The sequence below is a fragment of the Streptomyces sp. ISL-11 genome (assembly GCF_018614525.1).
GTDB lineage: Bacteria > Actinomycetota > Actinomycetes > Streptomycetales > Streptomycetaceae > Streptomyces.
The window spans coordinates 66,484-85,642 of sequence record NZ_JAGGOL010000016.1 but is presented as its reverse complement, the minus strand read 5'-3'; the positions used below and the strand labels follow the sequence as shown (position 1 = coordinate 85,642).

Here is a 19,159-nt window from a genome sequence, read left to right as displayed (position 1 = left end):
CCTCAGTGGCCGGCGGGTGCCGGGATGTGGTGGGTGCCGATCCGCTTGCGGAACACCCAGTAGGTCCACGCCTGGTAGGCGACGATCAGGGGCGTCATCGGGACCGCGACCCACGTCATGATCTTCAACGTGTAGGGGCTGGAGGCCGATTCGGCGACGGTCAGGCTCCACGCCGGGTTCACCGAGGAGGGCATGACGTCCGGGAACAGCGCGAGGAACAGCAGCGCGAAGGCGGCCACGATGGTCACCCCGGACAGGCCGAAGGTCCAGCCCTCGCGCCCGTAGTGGTTCATGACCAGCGCCGCCGCAAGCGCGGCGACCGCGACGATCAGCGCGACCAGGCTGCGTCCGTTGCCCGACTCGGCCTGGGTCCAGCCGAGGAAGGCCGCAGCGAGGACGCCCGAGGTCATGCCGAGGACGGTGGCGTACGACCGCGCCCGGTGGCGGATGTCACCGGCCGTCTTCAGGGCGGCGAAGACCGCCCCGTGGAAGGTGAAGAGGACGAGCGTGAGGAGGCCGCCGAGGAGGGCGTAGGGGCTGAAGAGGTCCAGGACGTCGCCGCTGAAGTTCTTGTCCGGGCCGATCGGCACGCCCCGCACGATGTTGGCGAAGGCGACGCCCCAGAGGACGGCGGGCAGCAGGGAGCACCAGAAGATGGCGTGCTCCCAGTTGCGCTGCCAGCGCTCCCCCGCGCGCTTGTGGCGGTACTCGAAGGCGACGCCGCGCACGATCAGGCAGACCAGGATGGCGAGGAAGGGCAGGTAGAAGCCGCTGAAGAGGGTCGCGTACCAGTCGGGGAAGGCGGCGAAGGTCGCTCCGGCGGCGGTGATCAGCCAGACCTCGTTGCCGTCCCAGACGGGGCCGATCGTGTTGATCAGCACGCGCCGTTCGGTGCGGTCCTTGGCGAGGACCTTGGTCAGGACGCCGATGCCGAAGTCGAAGCCCTCCAGGAAGAAGTAGCCGGTCCACAGGACGGCGATCAGCAGGAACCAGAAGTCGTGCAGGGCCATGGTCGTCTCTCCGTTCCGCCGCGTCAGTACGCGAAGGTCAGCGGCTTGTCGGCGTCCTCGGGGTGCTCACCGGCACCGCCCTTGGGCAGCCGCAGCCTCGGGTCCTTCGCGGGCGGCTTCTCGTCGGTGTCCGGCCCGGCCTTGGCGTACTTCACCAGCAGCTTGACCTCGACCACGGCGAGCACCCCGTAGAGGAGGGTGAAGACGCCCATGGAGGTGAGGACCTCGGCCTGGCCGACGCCGGGCGACACCGCGCTGCCGGTCTTCATCAGCCCGTAGACGGCCCAGGGCTGGCGGCCCATCTCGGTGAAGATCCAGCCGAAGGAGTTGGCTATCAGCGGGAAGCCCATGGTGAGGACGCCGATCCGCCAGGACCAGGCGGTGAAGAAGGGGCTCATCTCGCGGGTGCGCGTCAGCATCAGCCGCGGCACCTCGTGATCACCGGTGCGGAAGGCCGGGGCGAGCCAGAACTTCTTGCGGGTGGTCCACAGCCCGATGAGCGCGGCGACGAAGGACGTCATCCCGAAGCCGATCATGAGCCGGAAGCCCCAGAAGGTCATGAAGATGCTGGGGATGTAGTCCTCCGGCTCGCCGCCGTACTGCGCGGCCTCGCGCGCCGCGACGTCGTTGATGCCGGGGACGGCCTCGGTGAAGTTGCTGTGGGCGAGGAAGGAAAGGACGCCGGGGACCTCTATCTCCACGCTGTTGTGGCCCTTGGAGACGTCGCCGACGGCGAAGACCGAGAAGGGCGCCGGCGCCTTGGTCTCCCAGAGCGCCTCAGCGGCGGCCATCTTCATGGGCTGCTGCTCGAACATCACCTTGCCGAGGCTGTCGCCGCTGATGGCGGTGCCCAGGCCGGCGACGACGGCGACGACCAGGCCGACGCGGAGCGAGGTGCGCATCGCGCCGATCTGCGTGCGCCGCTTCTCGTCCAGCTCCTCGCCGCGCAGTTGCTTGCGCTTGGCGCGCCAGAGGTGGAAGGAGGCGATGCCCACGATGAACGCGCCACCGGTGAGGAAGGCCGCGGTGAGGGTGTGGAAGACGACGACGAGCGTGGTGTTCTGGGTCATGACGGCCCAGATGTCGGTGAGCCGGGCCTTGCCGGTCGCCTGGTCGATGGCGTAGCCGACCGGGTGCTGCATCCAGGAGTTCGCGGCCAGGATGAAGTACGAGGAGAGCACGGTGCCCACGGAGACGATCCAGATGCACGCGCAGTGGATCTTCTTGGGGAGCTTGTCCCAGCCGAAGATCCACAGGCCGATGAAGGTCGACTCGAAGAAGAAGGCCAGCAGGGCCTCCATCGCGAGCGGGGCCCCGAACACGTCACCGACGAACCGGGAGTAGTCCGACCAGTTCATACCGAACTGGAACTCCTGCACGATGCCGGTGACCACGCCCATCGCGATGTTGATGAGGAAGAGCTTTCCCCAGAACTTGGTCGCGTGGAAGTACTTGTCCTTGCCGGTGCGGACCCAGGCGGTCTCCAGGCCGGCCGTGATCGCCGCGAGGCTGATCGTGAGGGGGACGAAGAGAAAGTGGTAGACGGTGGTGATGCCGAACTGCCAGCGGGCCAGCGTCTCCGGAGCCAAAGCCAGATTCACTCGGTCTCTCCTTGCCTCTCGCGTCACCGGCGGCACAGGCCACCGGAGCTTTGCCCGTGTATGCCCCAGGTAAAGCGGGGCATAAAGGAGCGCTTGTGAACGCGTTCACATTCACAAGCCATTATGGCGCACACCCTTTCGGACAAGTCCACGGGGGTACCCCCTTCGGCCCTAGCGGATCGGCCGCGAGCCGCCCCGGGACGTAGACGTGGGGCCGCGGACGCACGAACGCCGTGCGCCCCCGGCGGGGGTGCACGGCGTCCTGGGCGCGATGGGGCCCGAAGCGTCACATCTCCTTGCGGAACGCCTCCGCCACCTGCAGGAAGAGGTCGTTGCCCGCCGTCTCGCCGATCGTGGCGCGGATGCCCTCGCCCGGGAACGGCCGTACGACCACGCCCGCGCGCTCGCACGCCGCCGCGAAGTCGGCCGTCCGCTCCCCCAGCCGCAGCCAGACGAAGTTGGCCTGCGTCTCCGGCACCGTCCAGCCCTGGCCGGTCAGCGCCTCGACCACTCGCGCCCGCTCCTCCACCAGCGCCGCCACCCGCTCCCGCAGCGCGTCCTCGCTGCGCAGCGAGGCCACCGCCGCCTCCTGGGCGATGTGGCTGACACCGAAGGGCACGGCGGTCTTGCGCAGCGCCGCCGCGACCGGCTCATGGGCCACGGCGAAGCCGACGCGCAGCCCGGCCAGCCCGTACGCCTTGGAGAAGGTGCGCAGCACACAGACGTTCGGCCGGTCGCGGTAGAGGTCCAGCCCGTCGGGCACCTCGGCGTCCCGGACGAACTCGATGTACGCCTCATCGAGCACCACCAGCACGTCGGAGGGCACCCGGTCCAGGAAGGACTCCAGCTCCGCCCGGCGCACCACGGTGCCCGTGGGGTTGTTGGGGTTGCAGACGAAGATCAGCCGGGTCCGCTCGGTGATCGCCGCCAGCATCGCGTCCAGGTCGTGGACCTCGTCCGCCGTCAGCGGGACCTGCACCGGCGTCGCGCCGGAGACCTGGGTGATGATCGGGTACGCCTCGAAGGAGCGCCAGGCGTAGATCACCTCGTCGCCGGGGCCCGAGGTGGCCTGGACCAACTGCTGCGCCACGCCCACCGAGCCGGTGCCGGTGGCGAGGTGCGAGACGGGCACGGAGAAACGCTCCGCCAGCTCCGTCATCAGGCCGGTGCACGCCATGTCCGGGTAACGGTTGATGGAGCCGGCCGCCGTGACCGCCTTCTCCAACACGCCCGGCAGCGGCGGATAGGGGTTCTCGTTGGAGGACAGCTTGTACGCCACGGGGCTCCCGGCGGCGGCCGGCTTGCCCGGCTTGTAGGACGGCACGCCTTCCAGGGCGGGGCGCAGCTTCGGGGTCTTCTCGGTCACCGCAGGTCCTCCTCGACATCCCGTGCGCTCAGGACCGCACGGACACACCGCAACGAAATAGCGGACATGAATACTGCACACCTTAAGAGGATTGCCCCGGGCGGCGTCCAGAGCGGGGGGAGCGCTCTTTCGGATGGCGCGCGCCGGTGGCGGGCGCCGTGGCGCGCATCCCCCATGAAGGTGAGTTGAGACCTGTTCGAGACCTGGACCATTCACGACGGGTGGATATGCCAGAGACCCACACTTAACCGTCAACCCCAGCAAGTCGCTTTGATTCCATGGTCATTGGGTGGAATTGCGCATGCAGAAACGTGCCTGTCAACAGCCAAATGTGGCCCCCCGCCATCGGACCACCCGAGCCCTACTATCGGCTCGCCATGACAGCAGCAGGGAAGCACCAGGTGAGCCGGTCGACCGGCCGCCGGCTGGGACGGGCGGGCATCCGGGACGTGGCCGCCGCCGCCGGGGTTTCGATCACGACCGTCTCCGACGCGCTCAACGGCAAGGGCCGGCTACCGGACGCGACCCGCCGCCATGTCCGCGAGGTCGCCGACCGACTGGGTTACCGCCCGTCGGCCGCGGCCCGCACGCTCCGCACGGGCAAGTCCGGCCTCATCGGCCTGACCGTGACCACGTACGGGGATGAACCTTTCACCTTCACCGAATTCGCCTACTTCGCCGAGATGGCCAGGGCCGCCACGTCGGCCGCGCTGGCCCGGGGCTACGCCCTCGTCATCCTGCCCGCCACCTCACGTCACGACGTGTGGTCCAACGTCGCCCTCGACGGCACCGTCGTCGTCGACCCCTCCGATCACGACCCGGTCGTCTCCGACCTGGTCCGCCAGGGCATCCCGGTCGTCTCCGACGGCCGCCCTGCCGGCACCCTGCCGGTGACCGCCTGGGTGGACAACGACCACGAGGCCGCCGTGCTCGGCATCCTCGACCACCTCGCCGCGGCCGGCGCCCGACGCATCGGCCTGCTCACCGGCAACACCACCGACACGTACACCCGGCTCTCCACCCACGCCTACCTGCGGTGGTGCGAGCGGGTGGGGCAGGAACCGGTCTACGAGAAGTACCCGGCCCACGACCCCTGCGCGGGCGCCGTGGCCGCCGACCGGCTGCTCGCCCGGCCCGACCGGCCCGACGCCGTGTACGGGCTCTTCGACCCCAACGGCACGGATCTGCTCGCCGCGGCCCGCCGCTACGGCCTGCGGGTGCCGGACGACCTGCTGCTCGTGTGCTGCAGCGAGTCCACGGTCTACGCGACCACCGAGCCGCCCGTCACGACCCTCTCCCTCAAACCGCGGCGCATCGGCACCGCGGTCGTCCAGCTCCTCATCGACGCCATCGAGGGGCTCGACACCGGGCGCCCCGTCGAGCAGGTCATACCGACCGAACTCATCGTCCGGACCTCCTCGCAGCGTCGTCAGCCCCGCACCACGGTCAGCCCGCCCCGGGGCCCGACGGGCTGAGGACACCGAGGAAACGGACGCCCGGCTCCGCCCCGGGTCAACGTGCCGTTCCCCACCGCCACGACTTCACCCGGCCGGAGGGAGGGCGCACGGGGCGCGAGCAGCAGGGGGCGAATGACTCAATTGGGGAGATATAGCTGTCGCGCGCGCCCGCCCGCCCCGATTCACGGCCCCTGGTGCGTCACAAGCCGCGACGGTCATTCCTATGATGGGCGCACGACACCGTGGACCACCGTCGACCAGGCAAGGTCCACAAGGTGCAGGGCGGCGCGATGGTGGAGGGGTCGATGACTCAGGGGGCCGGTCAAGGACCCGCGGCACGGCACACGGCGGCGACCCCGCCCTTCCCCGGGTACGCCGCTCCTCCGCCCATGCCTCCGTACGCGCAGTCGGCGCCTCCCGTTCAGCCGCCCATGGACGCTCCGGAGGGCTATACGCCCACCGCGCGCGACCTGCCGGTCATCGGCCAGGCCGTCCCGGACGACATCCCGACGGTCGCCCTGACGCCCCTGCCCGAGCACCGCTCCCCGGCGCCGCCGCCCGGCCCCGGCCCGCTCTACGTCGTCGGCGACGTCCACGGCTATCTGGACGAGCTGCTCGCGGCACTCGCCGCCCAGGGGCTCATCGACGCGAACGGCAGCTGGTGCGCGGGCAACACCCGCCTGTGGTTCCTCGGGGACTTCACCGACCGCGGTCCGGACGGCGTGGGCGTGATCGACCTGGTCATGCGGCTGTCCGCCGAGGCCGCGGCCGCCGGCGGCTACTGCAAGGCCCTCATGGGCAACCACGAGCTGCTGCTCATCGGCGCCAAGCGGTTCGCCGACACGCCGGTCAACTCCGGTGCCGGCACCGCCTCCTTCCAGGCCGCCTGGCTGCTCAACGGCGGCCAGCGCACCGACATGGAGCGCCTCCAGGACCACCATCTGCAGTGGATGTCGCGGCTCGACGCGATGGCGCAGGAGGACGGCCACCTGCTGGTGCACTCCGACACCACCGCCTACCTCGATTTCGGCGACTCCATCGAGGACGTCAACGACGCCGTCACCGAGGCCCTCCAGCGCAACGACCCCGACGAGGTCTGGGACCTGTTCCGCAAGTTCACCAAGCGCTTCGCCTTCCGCGACGAGGCCGGCTCGCTCGCCGCCCGGGAGCTGCTGGAGACCTACGGCGGCGGTCGCCTGGTGCACGGGCACAGCCCGATCCCCTACCTGCTCGGCGAGGTGGGCACCGAGGACGCGGACGGTGAGGAGGGCGGCACGCCGGTCGTCGACGGCCCGCATCTGTACGCCGACGGGCTCGCCCTCGCCATGGACGGAGGGGTCACCATGGCCGGAAAACTGCTGGTGGTACAACTTCCGCTGGGTGGCTGAGGGTTCAGTGGGTAGGCGTCCGGGCAGGTACGGAGTTCCACCGCCGCGGGGGTAATTCGCGAAACACGCTGTCACCTCACGCCGGTACGGCTCTACCATCGGGCTTATCCGTAGCAGGCTCTCCTCCGTTTCCGCCCACTGCCCGGTGCAAGCCGGCAAGAAGGCCCTACGGAGCATCGGGGGATGCACATGAACAGCGCTCCGCACCTGCTGGCCGAGGACCGCCCGGAATTCGAGCGGGTTCTCGACCAGGCGTTGCGTACCGCGGACCATGACCCGGAACTGGCCGCCGCGATAGGACAGCGGCTCAATACAGAACAGTTGCGCACTATGGCGCTGAACGCCACGACCGCCATCTCGTCATGCGCCGGCACCGAATACCAGAACTACGTAAGGGCGCGCGGTGCTCTGCGCGCGCTCTCCGCCGCCGCGCGCTCCCAGCCCGTGAGCGCCGGGGGCGCGCAGAGTAACGAAGGCGCCCCCGAGAACACGGCCGAACCAGCCACCGCCGACGACGGGCCCGAGGATTCCGCGGGCGCCGGCGCGGGCGCGGTCCTCGCCGTGCTCGCACCGGTGCTCGCCGGGGTCGCCGCCCTGCTCTTCCTCACCGTCGGATACGCGCTGCGCACGCTGGAGACGGACCCGGACGTCGCCGATCCGATGGTCACCATCGGCTGGTGGTTCGCCGGTCTGACCGCCGCCGGTGCGTTCGTGGCCATGGTCGGCATGGTGCTGACCGCCCTGCGCAACGGCGTCGGCGAGGGGAGCGATGCGCGAGGGGTGGGTCTGAGCGAGGAGACCGAGCGGGCCCGGGAGGCGTGGCGGCAGGCGCTGCTGCACCGCGGTGTGCTGCCCTTCCTCCGCGAGGCGCTCGCCGACGCCCCGGCCGAGCCGCGGCCCTCGTTCGTGCCGAGACGACCCGATGCCCCGAGCCGTACCCCTCAGCTGGGGTACTCCCGCCCGGGCTTCTCCAGCCCCGACAGCGAGTCCTCCCCCAGCACCCGCCCGAGCTACACCAGCCCGGACTTCACGAGCCCCGACTACGGCGGCCCCGACCACCGCCCGGACTGACCCGGGCCGCCCGGCCGGACACCGCATGAGGCCCCGGCACCGGCCGGGGCCTCTCCTGAAGCGGTGCTCCGGTTACTCCGCGATCGGCCTACTCCGCGATCGGCCTATTCCGCCAGCGGCAGGTAGACCCGGTTGCCCGCCGCCGCGAACTCCTGCGACTTCTGGAGCATCCCGGCCTTCACCTCCTCGTCGCTGGCCGAAGCGACCAGGTCAGGGGCGAACTGCTCTGTGATGCTTCTGCTAATTTTCATGCTGCAGAACTTCGGCCCGCACATCGAGCAGAAGTGCGCCGTCTTCGCGGGCTCCGCCGGCAGCGTCTCGTCGTGGAACGCCCGCGCCGTGTCCGGGTCGAGCGCCAGGTTGAACTGGTCCTCCCAGCGGAACTCGAACCGCGCGTCCGACAGCGCGTCGTCCCACTCCTGCGCGCCCTCGTGCCCCTTGGCGAGGTCCGCGGCGTGCGCGGCGATCTTGTACGTGATCACGCCGGTCTTGACGTCGTCGCGGTCCGGCAGACCCAGGTGCTCCTTCGGCGTGACGTAGCAGAGCATCGCGGTGCCCCACCAGGCGATCATCGCCGCGCCGATCCCCGAGGTGATGTGGTCGTAGGCGGGCGCCACATCGGTCGTCAGCGGGCCGAGCGTGTAGAACGGCGCCTCCTCGCAGATCTCCTGCTGGAGGTCGATGTTCTCCTTGATCTTGTGCATCGGGACATGGCCCGGGCCCTCGATCATCGTCTGGACGTTGTGCCGCTTGGCGATCGTGTTCAGCTCGCCCAGCGTCTTGAGCTCGGCGAACTGCGCCTCGTCGTTGGCGTCCGCGATCGAGCCGGGGCGCAGACCGTCGCCGAGGGAGTACGTGACGTCGTAGGAGGCGAGGATCTCGCAGAGCTCCTCGAAGTTCTCGTAGAGGAACGACTCCTTGTGGTGAGCGAGGCACCACGCGGCCATGATCGAACCACCGCGCGAGACGATGCCGGTCTTGCGGCGGGCGGTCAGCGGGACGTAGCGCAGCAGCACGCCCGCGTGGACGGTCATGTAGTCCACGCCCTGCTCGGCCTGCTCGATGACCGTGTCCTTGTAGATCTCCCAGGTCAGCTCCTCGGCCTTGCCGTCGACCTTCTCCAGGGCCTGGTAGAGCGGCACGGTGCCGATGGGCACGGGGGAGTTGCGCAGCACCCACTCGCGGGTGGTGTGGATGTTGCGGCCGGTGGACAGGTCCATGACCGTGTCGGCGCCCCAGCGGGTCGCCCAGGTCATCTTCTCGACCTCCTCCTCGATGGAGGACGTGACGGCGGAGTTGCCGATGTTGGCGTTGACCTTGACCAGGAACCTCTTGCCGATGATCATCGGCTCGATCTCCGGGTGGTTCACATTCGCCGGGAGCACCGCCCGGCCGGCCGCGATCTCCTCGCGGACGACCTCGGGAGAAACGTTCTCCCGCAGCGCCACGTACTCCATCTCCTCGGTGATCTCACCGCGGCGGGCGTACGCGAGCTGGGTCACGGCGCCGTCGCGGCCCCGGCGGGGCAGGCGCGGGCGGCCCGGGAAGACCGCGTCGAGGTTCCTCAGGCCCCCGCGCGGAGAGGTGTGCTTGAGGCCGTCGTCCTCAGGGCGCAACGGCCGCCCGGCGTACTCCTCGGTGTCGCCGCGGCCGATGATCCAGTTTTCCCGCAACGGCTGGAGGCCGCGCCGGACGTCGGTGTCGACGGCCGGGTCGGTGTATGGGCCGGAGGTGTCGTACAGCCGTACGTCCTGCCCGTTGGTGAGATGCACCCGCCGGACCGGGACCCTGAGGTCCGGCCGCGAGCCGGTCACGTAGTCCTTGTGCCAGCCGATCGGCTGACCGGTTTCGGACGTGCGTGCATCCTGCGAGGTCATGAGACCAGAACTCCCTACGCCGGCATTACCCGGTAACAGGTTCGGCGGTCGACGCAGCGGCTTCCGTACGTACGATCCGTACGGAGGTCAGCGCCCTCTCAGCCCGGTGCTCCGAGCTCCCGCGATTGCAAAGGTGGACACAACGCTAGCGGTTCCCCCGTCCGGAGGGCCAGAGGGGCTTGCGATGATGCGGGCGTGACCCCCACGGATCCTCAGCACGGCCCCCAGCACTCGGCCCACCCGCACAGTCATGGCCACAGCCACGCGCACAGCCACGGCCCGCCCTCGCCCGTCTCCGCGCACCTGCGGAAGGTGATCGCCGCCGTCCTCATCCCCTTCGCCGTCGCGGTGCTCGCGGGCCTGGTCGTCCTGTGGCCCGGCGGGCCGCCCCCGCACCAGCACTCCGGCCTCGGCCTCGACCAGCAGACCCGCTCGGGGCGCGTGGTGAAGATCGAGGAGCAGGACTGCGCCAGGGCCGGCGCCCAGCCGCAGCAGCCGCAACCCGCGGAGCCCGGCGCCCCGGCCCGGCCGCAGGGGCCCTGCGAGAAGACCGAGATCGAGGTGACGTCGGGCCCCGACAAGGGCCGCACCTTCATCGAGACCGTGCAGCCGAACGCCTCACGCCGCTACTCGGTGGGCCAGGAGGTCGTCCTCGCCTACGCGCCCAAGGCGCCGAAGAACCTCCAGTACTCGGTCACGGACGTCGACCGCACCCTGCCCATGGCGGTCCTCGCCGGGCTGTTCGCCCTGGCCGTCGTGGTCGTCGGCCGACTGCGCGGCCTCTTCGCGCTGATCGCGCTGGTGATCAGCTTCGGGGTGCTGACGCTGTTCATCCTCCCGGCCATCCTCCACGGTTCGGACCCGCTGCTGGTGGCCGTGGTCGGCGGCAGCGCGATCATGCTGATCGCGCTCTACATGTGCCACGGACTCAACGCCCGTACATCGGTGGCGGTGGTCGGCACCCTCACCTCCCTGGTCGTCATCGGCGCGCTCGGCACCCTCTTCACCTCGTGGGCACACCTGACCGGCGACACCGACGACCAGACCGGCCTGGTGCACGGCCTGTACCCCGAGATCGAGATCCGGGGCCTGCTGCTCGCCGGCATCATCATCGGCTCGCTGGGCGTGCTCGACGACGTCACCGTGACGCAGACCTCCGCGGTCTGGGAGCTGAAGGAGGCCGACCCGGCGGCGAGTTGGCGGAAGCTGTACGGGGCGGCGATGCGCATCGGCCGGGACCACATCGCCTCGGTGGTGAACACGCTGGTACTGGCCTACGCGGGCGCGTCCCTGCCGCTGCTGCTGCTCTTCTCCATCGCCGACAGCGGGATGGGGACGGTCGCGACGAGCGAGCTCGTCGCGGAGGAGATCGTCCGGACGCTCGTCGGCAGCATCGGGTTGGTCGCCTCGGTCCCGGTGACGACCGCGCTGGCGGCGCTCGTTGTCAGTGCCGACCGGCACAATGCGAGTACGGGGAAGGACCGTCGGGGCCGGGGGGTTCGCGGCGGCGGCGCGCGGGGCGGCAAGCGCCGCCGGGCGAGGTAATCGGCGGGGGCGGCAGGGCGATCGGCGAACGATCACGGGGGGATCGATGAACCGGGGGGAATCGGTGGTCGGTGAGCAGGGCAGGGTGACGGGCGCCGTCGGCCCGGGGCTGGTCGGCGAGGTGATGGTGCGGGTCCGGGGCGGCGCCGAGGCGTTCCTCGCGTACGCGGTGGTGCCGGGCGAGCGAATAGAGCGGGGCACGGTGGTGGTGATCGTGGAATACCAGCCGCCCCGCACCGTCTACGTGGCGGCCGCGTACGGCTGAGGCGCTCCACCATCGCCCACCATGCCCGCCCCCGTGATCCGCCAAGAAAACGCGCCCAGGCCGAGGCGGACGGCTCGCCACCGAGGCCGAGCAGCAGGCGGCGGCGCGGATGTCGGAGGCGACCCGCGACAGCGAGATCCTCCAGGCCGGCTACCAGGCCGAGCGGGACAGCGCGGCCGCCAAGGCCCGGCAGGCCGGACCGCTGGCCGAGGCGGCGGCCCAGCAGGAGGTCGTGGTCCAGGAGACGCGGGTGGCCGAGCTCGCGGCGCACCGGCGTGAGCAGCAGCTCCAGGCCGACGTACGGAAGCCGGCGTACGCGGCCGCGTACGAGACGCGGACGCCGGCGGAAGCGGAGCGCGACGCCCGTATCTCCGCCGCCCAGGCGCAGGCCAGGGAGACGGAGCTCGCGGCGGCCGCGGAGGCGACGCGGGTGACGACCGAGGCGGGCGCGGAGGCCGAGGCCACGAAGGCGCGTGGTGCGGCCGACGCGGCGGCGACGCGTGCGACGGGTGAGGCCGAGGCGGCGAAGGCGCAGGGACTGGCCGAGGCGGAGGCGATCAAGGCCAGGGCGATGGCCCTGGCCGAGAACCAGGAAGCGGTGGTGGCGCAACAACTGGCCGAAAACTGGCCGGAGATCGTACGGGCCGGAGCGGAGGCGTTCGGGAACGTCGACCACATGGTGCTGCTGAACGGCGCGGACGGCATGTCCGACCTGTTCGCGAAGGCACTGACGATGGGCGGTACGGGCCTGGGACTGGCCCGGCAACTGCTCGCGGGCATGAGCCCGGCGAACGGCGCGGGGACATCGAAGTCGACAGGGACGACGGGGACGACAGGGGAGTCAGGGTCGGAGGGGTCGGAAAGGCCGGCAGAGGAAGCGGCGACGGCGACGGGAGGGACGCGAGCGAGCGACCTCAAGGTGCGCGGGTAGCAGCCGGCCCGGGTGGCTCTGCCGCCGGCAGGGAACGGTCGGGGCGGCGCCGGGGAACGTAGAGAGAAGCGGGGGCGGTGGCCGGGAACGGGGACGCTGCTCGGCAACGACGGCGAGAACGGGGACAGCGCCCGGGAACGACAACGGGAACGGAGACAGCGCCCGGCACGACGAGGGCGTCCAGGAACGGCGACGGCGACCAGGAACGGCGGCCGGCTCCCCGGCAGTGGGACGGCGACTGGCTCTCCGGCGACGGGCACGACGTCCCGTGTCCACGTCCGGCCTCCCGGCGACGGGAACGCCAACCACGCCCGCGTCCGGTGACCGCATCCGGTGTCCGCGTCCGGCGACGGAACCCGCGTCCGGCGACGGAAGCGGCAACGGCAAGCCCGCCGGCGACACGCCGGCACCCGTGGGCCAGCCCGTTCCGGCACATTCCGCCACGTCCGGCAGGTCCGGCAGGTCCGGCAGGCAGGTCCTGCACGACCAGTGCGTCCCGCACGACCAGTGCACCCCGCACGGCCAGTGCACCCCGTGCGCACCCCTCCGGGAGGGGACACCGCTAACCCGCGTTCTGACCCTCCGGGTTGCCCGCGAGGATGTTGTCCAGCGCCGCGGCGAGGTCGTACTCGAAGTCCGCGACCGAGCGCTCCTCGCCGAGCGGGGCGATCCGGTCGGTGCGGTCGAGGAAGGCGACCAGTGGCGCCGCCCCGGCCCGGAACAGGGCCCCTTCGGCACCCACTTGCAGCCGGATGAACACGTCCGAGAGGTGCTCCGTGGAGGCGGGGGAGATATGCACATCTCCCTCGCCGGACGGCTGGCTGAGCCCGTCCAGCAGCAACTCGCGCGCGAACGCCCAGGTCACCGGGGCGTCCCCGGGCAGGTGGAAGGTGAACTTCACCGCGTAGGGGTCGCTGCTGTCGTAGTCCAGCCCCACCGGAATCCGGAAGGACAGCTCCTCGGAGACGAGGAAGGTCATGATCACTTCTGCCTGAACCGTTTCACGCATCGCCCAATGCCCCGATTCGTCGTTGTAGCCGGGATTGGCTCCCTATGCCCATATACGCTGTCGTGCGACAGCATCTGTGGATCACGGGGAGTGATTTTTCAGATACCAATAGAGATCGAGAGTGAGCTTACGAGCTCTATGACTCTGGAGCGTAGCGACTCGACTACGGGGCGGAGTCGTTCCGCGGGATTCAAGGCAGAGAAATCGCCATAAGCCGTCAACATCGACCCCGGGCGTAGGTCAGTAAGGCTGTGCTGGCGTCGCGCTGGGTGACGTACGGCTGTCCTCCGTACATCGGTTGGACCCCTCGGCCGAAGCGGCCGCCGGGCCGGAGACGGTCTACCAGTCGCCCTTCGACGACGAGGACGACGACGTGAACTTCTTGACGACGAAGATCAGCCCGCCGATGAGCGCGACCAGCAACAGCGCCTTGAAGATCAGCGTGACGACGAAGCCGAGCACGCTCATGATCAGCCCGCCGAAGACCGCGAGGACGAGGACCGGCACGGCGATCCACTTCACCCACCACGGGAGTCCTTCGAAAATCCCCTTCTCAGCCATGTCGTTCGTCCCTGCTTTCGCTTTCGTGGTCCCGGAGCGTGACTGCTCCGGCCTTGTTCTCGATGCTAGGACGGGCGGACGGGCTCGCGGGGGCCTCACAGCCCCCGTCCTCCCCTGAGCGTCCCCCTACGGGTACCCAGGGGGGCGGGTCAGCTCTCAGGCGGAGAGAAGACGACCAGGACCCTCAGGTCCTCGCTGATGTGGTGGAAGCGGTGCGTCACCCCGGCCGGTACGTAGACGACGCTCCCCCGCGCCACCTCCGTCGTCTCCGTGCCCACGGTGATCGACGCGCGCCCGCTCACCACGAGGTAGACCTCGTCCTGGGCGTGCGGGGTCTGCGGGTCGGAGTCGCCGGCGTCCAGGGCGTACAGCCCGACGGACATGTTCCGCTCGTGCAGGAAGCGCAGGTACGCGCCGTCGTTGGCGGCCCGCTCGGCCTCCAGCTCGTCCAGTCGGAACGCCTTCATCGCCCGTCCACTCCCGTCCACCCTCGCCCGCCCTTCCTGAGCCGATCCGCGTCGGCCGATCCCGTCTGCAACGATCTCACCATGAAGAATTTCGTAGTCAAGACGATCGCCAACGCGGCGGCCCTGGCGGTCGCCATCTGGCTGCTCAAGGGCATCACCCTGTCCGGCGAGAACACCGCGCGCAAAGTGCTCACGCTGTTGCTCGTCGCGCTCGTCTTCGGCGTGGTGAACTTCCTCGTCAAGCCGGTCGTCAAGCTGTTGTCGTTCCCGTTGTTCATCCTCACGCTCGGGCTGATCACCTTGGTGATCAACGCGTTGATGCTGTTGCTGACGTCCTGGGTCGCGGGCAGGCTCGACCTGGCCTTCCACGTCGACGGGTTCTGGAACGCGTTGGTGGGCGGCGTGATCATCGCGATCGTGGCCTGGGCGATGCACGTGATCCTGCCGGACGAGAAGGACTGAGAAGCGCCCCCCGAAGGCCGAAGACCGAAGCCGAAGAACGCGCGAGGACCACGATCGCGAGGACCGCGAGGACCGCGCGAGGAAGGAAGCTCACATGAAGGACGGCGACGGCACGCGTGTCGTACGGGCAGGGCTGCCGGAGCCGCGGGCGAACGAGCCGGCGCTCCCCGGCCCGGCCTTCGCCGCCCACTACCACCTGCCGGGCGAGGTCTCCGGCCCGTACACCTACGGCCGCGAGGCCAATCCGACCTGGACCGCCCTGGAGCGTGCCCTCGGCGAGCTGGAGTCCCCCGACGGCGGGCCCGGCGCCGAGACCGTCGTCTTCCCTTCGGGGATGGCCGCGATCTCCGCCGTGCTCCTGTCCTTCCTGCGCCCCGGCGACACCGCGGTCCTGCCGGACGACGGCTATCAGCTGCTGCCCACCCTGCGTGAGCGCCTCGAAGGGTTCGGTGTGACCGTACGGACCGCGCCGACCGCCGGTGACGCGCAGCTCGCCGTGCTGGACGGTGCGCGGCTGCTGTGGATCGAGTCGCCGTCCAACCCGGGCCTCGACGTCTGCGACATCCGCCGCCTCGCCGAGGAGGCGCACCACCGGGGCGCGCTCGTGGCCGTCGACAACACCCTGGCCACGCCGCTCGGCCAGCGCCCCCTGGAACTGGGCGCCGACTTCTCGGTCGCCAGCGGCACCAAGGCCCTCACGGGACACGGTGACGTACTCCTGGGTTACGTGGCCACTTCCGACCCCGGACTCGCGGCGGTCGTACGGTCCTGGCGCAAGGTCGCCGGGGCCATCCCCGGGCCGATGGAGGCGTGGCTGGCGCACCGTTCACTCGCCACGCTCCAGCTGCGCGTGGACCGCCAGGCGTCCACGGCCCTCGCCCTGGCGGAGGCCCTGAGCACCCGCCCCGAGCTCACGGGCCTGCGCCACCCCGGTCTGCCGGCCGACCCGGCGCACGAGGTCGCGGTGCGGCAGATGCGCGGCGGGCGGTTCGGCTGCGTGGTCTCGTTCGTCCTGCCGGACCGCGCGCACGCCGAACGCTTCCTGTCGTCGTTGCGCCTTGTCGACGAAGCGACGAGTTTCGGCGGCGTACGGTCGGCCGCCGAGCGGCGGGGCCGGTGGGGAGGGGACGCGGTGCCGGAAGGTTTCATCCGGTTCTCGGTGGGGGTGGAGGACACGGAGAACGTGGTCAACGACGTGTTGACGGCACTGAACGCGGCTTACCACAAAGCGAGTTGATGGCGCCAGGGGCCTGTCGGACTACGGTACGGTATCCGTTAATCGGTCGCTTCGTGCTGCACACGAAGCGACCCCCAACGCTGGCGGCAACCGGCGAAGGGGGTCTACACCGCCAAGGAAGGGATGAGCTCCTGCGATGTTCCGTCATGCTATCGCCCCTGCGCGATTCTTCTCCCAAGTCCCCAACGACATCATCCGCCACCCGCGCCTGTCGTCGGACGCCGTACGCCTGCTGGTCTGGCAGTTGTCGCTCCCGCCCGGCGCGGACGAGCCGCTGTCGAAGACGGCGAAGCGGGCGGGCATCAAGAAGACGGGCCTCACCCGCGCGAAGGCACAGCTCAACGCCGAGGGTTACTTCCACGAGTGGCGTCGGCAGGGCCGCGGCGGGCTCTGGGCGACGGAGCAGATGATCTCCAACGCACCGCTGACGCTCGCCGAGGCCCGCGCCTTACGAGCCGGCGAGCCCTGCTCGCCACCGGCGGACGCGCATCCGGCCGCCGGTCGACCGGAGAGCCGGTCCGCCGCCCGTTCCCAAAGGAACACGGTGGAGAAGAGATCCAACCCTCCCTCCCCAGCCCCTCCGCCGTACGAGACGGCCGCACCGCCACCACTGATCGAACGGGCGGCGGGGTTGATGGCCTCGATCTCCCACTCCGAACGCCGATTGCGGCTCAACGGCGGCGGCGTGGGGCAACTCGCCCCGCTGGCCGCTGAATGGCTCCTGCGCGGCGCCTCCGCCAAGTACTTGCGCGAGGAACTGACCGCCGGGCTCCCCGACCGCGTCCACTGCGCGGTGGCACTCCTCCGGAACCGCTTGGTCCGCAAGATGCCGGAGATCCCGGCCTTCGCCGCTCCCCCGCCGGCGCCGAGGCCGCTGCGCTCCTGCGAGGGGGACTGCGGCCGCGTTTTCCGCCCGCTGAAGGAAGAAACCCACTGCCAGGGCTGCCGCCAGGCCGCCGCCGGTGCGGCGATGGATGACGTCTCGGGCGCCGTCGCCGCGACGAGGCGCGGCATGACCGCGATCAGGACGGCCCTGGGCGGCACGGGTGCGCTTGCCGCTGATGCCTGCCCATGAGGACGGTGGCGGCGGCCATCCGCTCCCGGTCGCCCAACGCCTCGGCGGCCCGCCGCTCGGCCTTGATCCCCTCGCACGCGTCGCACCGGGGCATGCGCACGCCCGCGACGACACACTCGTCCCGGGTGGCCAACCGCAAAGCACCCGGCGGCACCTCCCACTCCCGCCCACCGCCCGGCCGCCGCACCTGCACGCGGGGCCCGACCAGCCCCATGACCTGCACGAGCGCCCCGTTCCGCTGGTCGACGACGTACGCACCTTCCCGGTACGTCATCACGTCGTACGGCCGCACTTCGCACGGCTGCGCTTCGCACGGCTGCTTCATGTCGTCCTGCCGCTCCGCTTCGTCCTGCCGCTGATCGCTCATGCGGGCACCTTCGCGCGGCGGCGCCCGGCGGGCCCATCCCAAGGCCCTATGGGGCGCCCTATATTCGACCTGTGGGGGATCAAGTGGTGACCCTGTGGGCTCATCCCGGGCTGGCGGCCGCGGTCGCGAGTGAGGACTGGGCCGCGCTCTTCCGCACGTACCGGCAGCTCACGGGGGTCAGCCAGACGAAGCTCGGCGAGCTGGTCGGGCTCGTACAGCCCGACGTCTCCGCGATCGAGCGGGGCCGCCGACGGGTGACCTCCGTGGAGGTGCGGCAGCGTGTGGTCACCGGCCTCGGCATTCCTTCCGAGCTGCTGGCCGCAGTGGGACAACGGTCCGGTGCGGTGCCCGTCCCCGGCCTGGCACTCGCGGGGCTCGCGCCGGATCACGACCTCCTGGAGCGCGTGACGGGCGCCGTCGGCGACGCCGCGCGGGTCGACAGCGCCACGCTGGACTGGCTCGACCGGCTGCTGGCCGAGCACCGGCGGGCCGAGGACGTGATCGGCTCGCGGCCGCTGGTCGACGTGATGCGGCGGCAGCTGAACACCGTCGTGGAACTCCACTCCGGCGCGCGGGGCGAGCTCGCGCGGCGCGTGGTCCGGCTGGCCGCCGAGCACGCGCAGTTCCTCGCGTGGATGGCGCAGGACCAGGCCGCGAGCGCGGCGGCGCTGGGTTGGTACGACCGCGCCCACGAGTGGGCGCTGGAAGCCGGTGACGCGGACATGGCCGCCACCACGCTCAGCATGAAAGCCCACATGGCCTGGTCCGGCGGGCGCGGCACGCGGTGCGTGCAGCTGGCCGAGGCCGCGCGGTGGTCCACACCGGGCGCCTCCCTCGGGGTGCGCGGCATGGCCGCGCAGATGGAGGCCCGCGGTCACGCGCTGACCGGCGACGCCGACCATACCCACCGCCTGCTGGACGAGGCCCAGGACCTCATCGGCCGGGCCGCCGAACACCCCGAGGACGAGCCGCCGTGGATGTATTTCTACGACGAGACGTGGTTCTCCCTGCAACGCGGCATGGCAGAGATCCACTTGCGCGCCTGGCCGACGGCCGTCGAACTGCTCGGCAAGGGCCTCGCCGCCCTGCCGGACGACTACCGGCGCGACAAGACCTGGTACCGCGCCTGCCTCACGCACGCGCTCGCCGGATCGGGGGAGGCGGCCCAAGCTCTCGCGGTGGCACTGGAAGCCGTCCCCGACGCGGCGGCGATCGGCCGCCCGCACGCGTGGAACGAACTGCACCGGGCGGCAGCGCTGTTGCTGCGGCGGGGCGCGCCGGAGGGCCGCGAACTCGTCGCGGTGCTGCGGGCGCACGACTGACCCCGCCCAGGCGGATGGGGACGGCTCAAAGCCTCCCCCCTCATGGCTTTGAGCCGTCGCGGTTTCAGGCCCCTGCTCCGCCCCGAGGATGGGCACCGGAACCGCGCGAACAAGGCTAGTTGACTCTGCGTCAGTGTCCAATCACGCC

At 70.7% G+C, this 19,159-nt stretch carries 17 protein-coding genes, 1 pseudogene and 1 riboswitch; of the genes and pseudogenes, 10 read left to right on the top strand and 8 right to left on the bottom strand.

Annotation, left to right across the window (positions count from 1 at the left end; all coding sequences use genetic code 11):
• Positions 1 to 2: 2 nt before the first annotated feature.
• The 3 genes from cydB to hisC all read right to left on the bottom strand — a co-directional run bounded on the left by cydB (position 3) and on the right by hisC (position 3,977).
• The gene (gene cydB, locus J7E86_RS04320) at positions 3 to 1,010 is read right to left on the bottom strand and encodes a cytochrome d ubiquinol oxidase subunit II (protein WP_215079888.1); all 1,008 of its coding nucleotides are present in this window, start codon (positions 1,008 to 1,010) and stop codon (positions 3 to 5) included.
• A 23-nt stretch (positions 1,011 to 1,033) separates the two neighbouring features.
• On the bottom strand, positions 1,034 to 2,611 hold the full coding sequence (locus J7E86_RS04315) for a cytochrome ubiquinol oxidase subunit I (protein WP_215079886.1): 1,578 nt from the start codon (positions 2,609 to 2,611) through the stop codon (positions 1,034 to 1,036).
• 286 nt (positions 2,612 to 2,897) lie between these two features.
• Complete coding sequence (gene hisC, locus J7E86_RS04310) at positions 2,898 to 3,977, bottom strand: histidinol-phosphate transaminase (protein ID WP_215079884.1); 1,080 nt, start codon at positions 3,975 to 3,977, stop codon at positions 2,898 to 2,900.
• Between the two features lie 377 nt (positions 3,978 to 4,354).
• Between hisC and J7E86_RS04305 the strand changes: the two genes are divergently transcribed.
• The 3 genes from J7E86_RS04305 to J7E86_RS04295 all read left to right on the top strand — a co-directional run bounded on the left by J7E86_RS04305 (position 4,355) and on the right by J7E86_RS04295 (position 7,893).
• Positions 4,355 to 5,452 (top strand): LacI family DNA-binding transcriptional regulator, encoded by a 1,098-nt coding sequence (locus J7E86_RS04305; RefSeq protein ID WP_215079882.1) that lies wholly within the window; start codon positions 4,355 to 4,357, stop codon positions 5,450 to 5,452.
• A gap of 272 nt (positions 5,453 to 5,724) precedes the next feature.
• Complete coding sequence (locus tag J7E86_RS04300; protein ID WP_215079969.1) at positions 5,725 to 6,822, top strand: metallophosphoesterase; 1,098 nt, start codon at positions 5,725 to 5,727, stop codon at positions 6,820 to 6,822.
• A 189-nt stretch (positions 6,823 to 7,011) separates the two neighbouring features.
• Complete coding sequence (locus tag J7E86_RS04295) at positions 7,012 to 7,893, top strand: hypothetical protein (protein ID WP_308312462.1); 882 nt, start codon at positions 7,012 to 7,014, stop codon at positions 7,891 to 7,893.
• Positions 7,894 to 7,997: 104 nt separating this feature from the next.
• Here J7E86_RS04295 and thiC read toward each other — a convergent pair whose 3' ends face one another.
• Complete coding sequence (thiC, locus tag J7E86_RS04290; RefSeq protein ID WP_215079878.1) at positions 7,998 to 9,770, bottom strand: phosphomethylpyrimidine synthase ThiC; 1,773 nt, start codon at positions 9,768 to 9,770, stop codon at positions 7,998 to 8,000.
• Positions 9,764 to 9,903, bottom strand: a riboswitch (TPP riboswitch). (Overlaps the previous gene by 7 nt.)
• Positions 9,904 to 9,965: 62 nt before the next feature.
• On the opposite strand from thiC, the gene J7E86_RS04285 reads away from it, so the two are divergent.
• The 3 genes and pseudogenes from J7E86_RS04285 to J7E86_RS04275 form a co-directional block, all read left to right on the top strand.
• Positions 9,966 to 11,315 carry a YibE/F family protein gene (locus J7E86_RS04285; RefSeq protein ID WP_215079877.1) on the top strand — a complete coding sequence of 450 codons (1,350 nt, stop codon included), beginning with the start codon at positions 9,966 to 9,968 and terminating at the stop codon, positions 11,313 to 11,315.
• A gap of 46 nt (positions 11,316 to 11,361) precedes the next feature.
• Complete coding sequence (locus J7E86_RS04280) at positions 11,362 to 11,580, top strand: hypothetical protein (RefSeq protein ID WP_215079875.1); 219 nt, start codon at positions 11,362 to 11,364, stop codon at positions 11,578 to 11,580.
• A gap of 50 nt (positions 11,581 to 11,630) precedes the next feature.
• Positions 11,631 to 12,511 (top strand): annotated as a pseudogene (locus J7E86_RS04275) (flotillin domain-containing protein); the annotation flags it as partial.
• A gap of 562 nt (positions 12,512 to 13,073) precedes the next feature.
• Here the strand turns inward: J7E86_RS04275 and J7E86_RS04270 are convergent.
• The 3 genes from J7E86_RS04270 to J7E86_RS04260 form a co-directional block, all read right to left on the bottom strand.
• Positions 13,074 to 13,520: an SsgA family sporulation/cell division regulator gene (locus tag J7E86_RS04270; protein WP_215079873.1), complete on the bottom strand. Its 447-nt coding sequence runs from the start codon at positions 13,518 to 13,520 to the stop codon at positions 13,074 to 13,076.
• Between the two features lie 339 nt (positions 13,521 to 13,859).
• Positions 13,860 to 14,081 (bottom strand): DUF5326 family protein, encoded by a 222-nt coding sequence (locus tag J7E86_RS04265; RefSeq protein WP_215079871.1) that lies wholly within the window; start codon positions 14,079 to 14,081, stop codon positions 13,860 to 13,862.
• A 149-nt stretch (positions 14,082 to 14,230) separates the two neighbouring features.
• Positions 14,231 to 14,548: a cupin domain-containing protein gene (locus tag J7E86_RS04260; RefSeq protein ID WP_215079869.1), complete on the bottom strand. Its 318-nt coding sequence runs from the start codon at positions 14,546 to 14,548 to the stop codon at positions 14,231 to 14,233.
• An 81-nt stretch (positions 14,549 to 14,629) separates the two neighbouring features.
• Between J7E86_RS04260 and J7E86_RS04255 the strand changes: the two genes are divergently transcribed.
• From J7E86_RS04255 to J7E86_RS04245, 3 genes are all read left to right on the top strand, one after another.
• Positions 14,630 to 15,010 (top strand): phage holin family protein, encoded by a 381-nt coding sequence (locus J7E86_RS04255; protein ID WP_215079867.1) that lies wholly within the window; start codon positions 14,630 to 14,632, stop codon positions 15,008 to 15,010.
• Positions 15,011 to 15,104: 94 nt separating this feature from the next.
• Positions 15,105 to 16,247, top strand: a complete 1,143-nt coding sequence (locus J7E86_RS04250; RefSeq protein WP_215079865.1) for a cystathionine gamma-lyase — start codon at positions 15,105 to 15,107, stop codon at positions 16,245 to 16,247.
• 136 nt (positions 16,248 to 16,383) lie between these two features.
• Positions 16,384 to 17,322, top strand: coding sequence for a hypothetical protein (locus J7E86_RS04245; protein ID WP_215079863.1), 939 nt, complete (start codon positions 16,384 to 16,386; stop codon positions 17,320 to 17,322).
• Here J7E86_RS04245 and J7E86_RS04240 read toward each other — a convergent pair.
• Entirely contained in the window at positions 17,270 to 17,689 is a 420-nt protein-coding gene (locus tag J7E86_RS04240; RefSeq protein WP_215079861.1) for a hypothetical protein, read from the bottom strand. The genes J7E86_RS04245 and J7E86_RS04240 overlap by 53 nt on opposite strands.
• Positions 17,690 to 17,760: 71 nt before the next feature.
• Between J7E86_RS04240 and J7E86_RS04235 the strand changes: the two genes are divergently transcribed.
• Complete coding sequence (locus J7E86_RS04235) at positions 17,761 to 19,011, top strand: helix-turn-helix transcriptional regulator (RefSeq protein ID WP_308312461.1); 1,251 nt, start codon at positions 17,761 to 17,763, stop codon at positions 19,009 to 19,011.
• The last annotated feature ends 148 nt before the right edge of the window (positions 19,012 to 19,159 follow it).

Bases quoted from the DNA above. Each gene is read 5' to 3' on its own strand.
- cydB (WP_215079888.1), bottom strand. From the start codon at position 1,010: ATGGCCCTGCACGACTTCTGGTTCCTGCTGATCGCCGTCCTGTGGACC.
- J7E86_RS04305 (WP_215079882.1), top strand. From the start codon at position 4,355: ATGACAGCAGCAGGGAAGCACCAGGTGAGCCGGTCGACCGGCCGCCGG.
- J7E86_RS04300 (WP_215079969.1), top strand. From the start codon at position 5,725: ATGGTGGAGGGGTCGATGACTCAGGGGGCCGGTCAAGGACCCGCGGCA.
- J7E86_RS04295 (WP_308312462.1), top strand. From the start codon at position 7,012: ATGAACAGCGCTCCGCACCTGCTGGCCGAGGACCGCCCGGAATTCGAG.
- thiC (WP_215079878.1), bottom strand. From the start codon at position 9,770: ATGACCTCGCAGGATGCACGCACGTCCGAAACCGGTCAGCCGATCGGC.
- J7E86_RS04280 (WP_215079875.1), top strand. From the start codon at position 11,362: ATGAACCGGGGGGAATCGGTGGTCGGTGAGCAGGGCAGGGTGACGGGC.
- J7E86_RS04270 (WP_215079873.1), bottom strand. From the start codon at position 13,520: ATGCGTGAAACGGTTCAGGCAGAAGTGATCATGACCTTCCTCGTCTCC.
- J7E86_RS04265 (WP_215079871.1), bottom strand. From the start codon at position 14,081: ATGGCTGAGAAGGGGATTTTCGAAGGACTCCCGTGGTGGGTGAAGTGG.
- J7E86_RS04260 (WP_215079869.1), bottom strand. From the start codon at position 14,548: ATGAAGGCGTTCCGACTGGACGAGCTGGAGGCCGAGCGGGCCGCCAAC.
- J7E86_RS04255 (WP_215079867.1), top strand. From the start codon at position 14,630: ATGAAGAATTTCGTAGTCAAGACGATCGCCAACGCGGCGGCCCTGGCG.
- J7E86_RS04250 (WP_215079865.1), top strand. From the start codon at position 15,105: ATGAAGGACGGCGACGGCACGCGTGTCGTACGGGCAGGGCTGCCGGAG.
- J7E86_RS04245 (WP_215079863.1), top strand. From the start codon at position 16,384: ATGTTCCGTCATGCTATCGCCCCTGCGCGATTCTTCTCCCAAGTCCCC.
- J7E86_RS04240 (WP_215079861.1), bottom strand. From the start codon at position 17,689: ATGAGCGATCAGCGGCAGGACGAAGCGGAGCGGCAGGACGACATGAAG.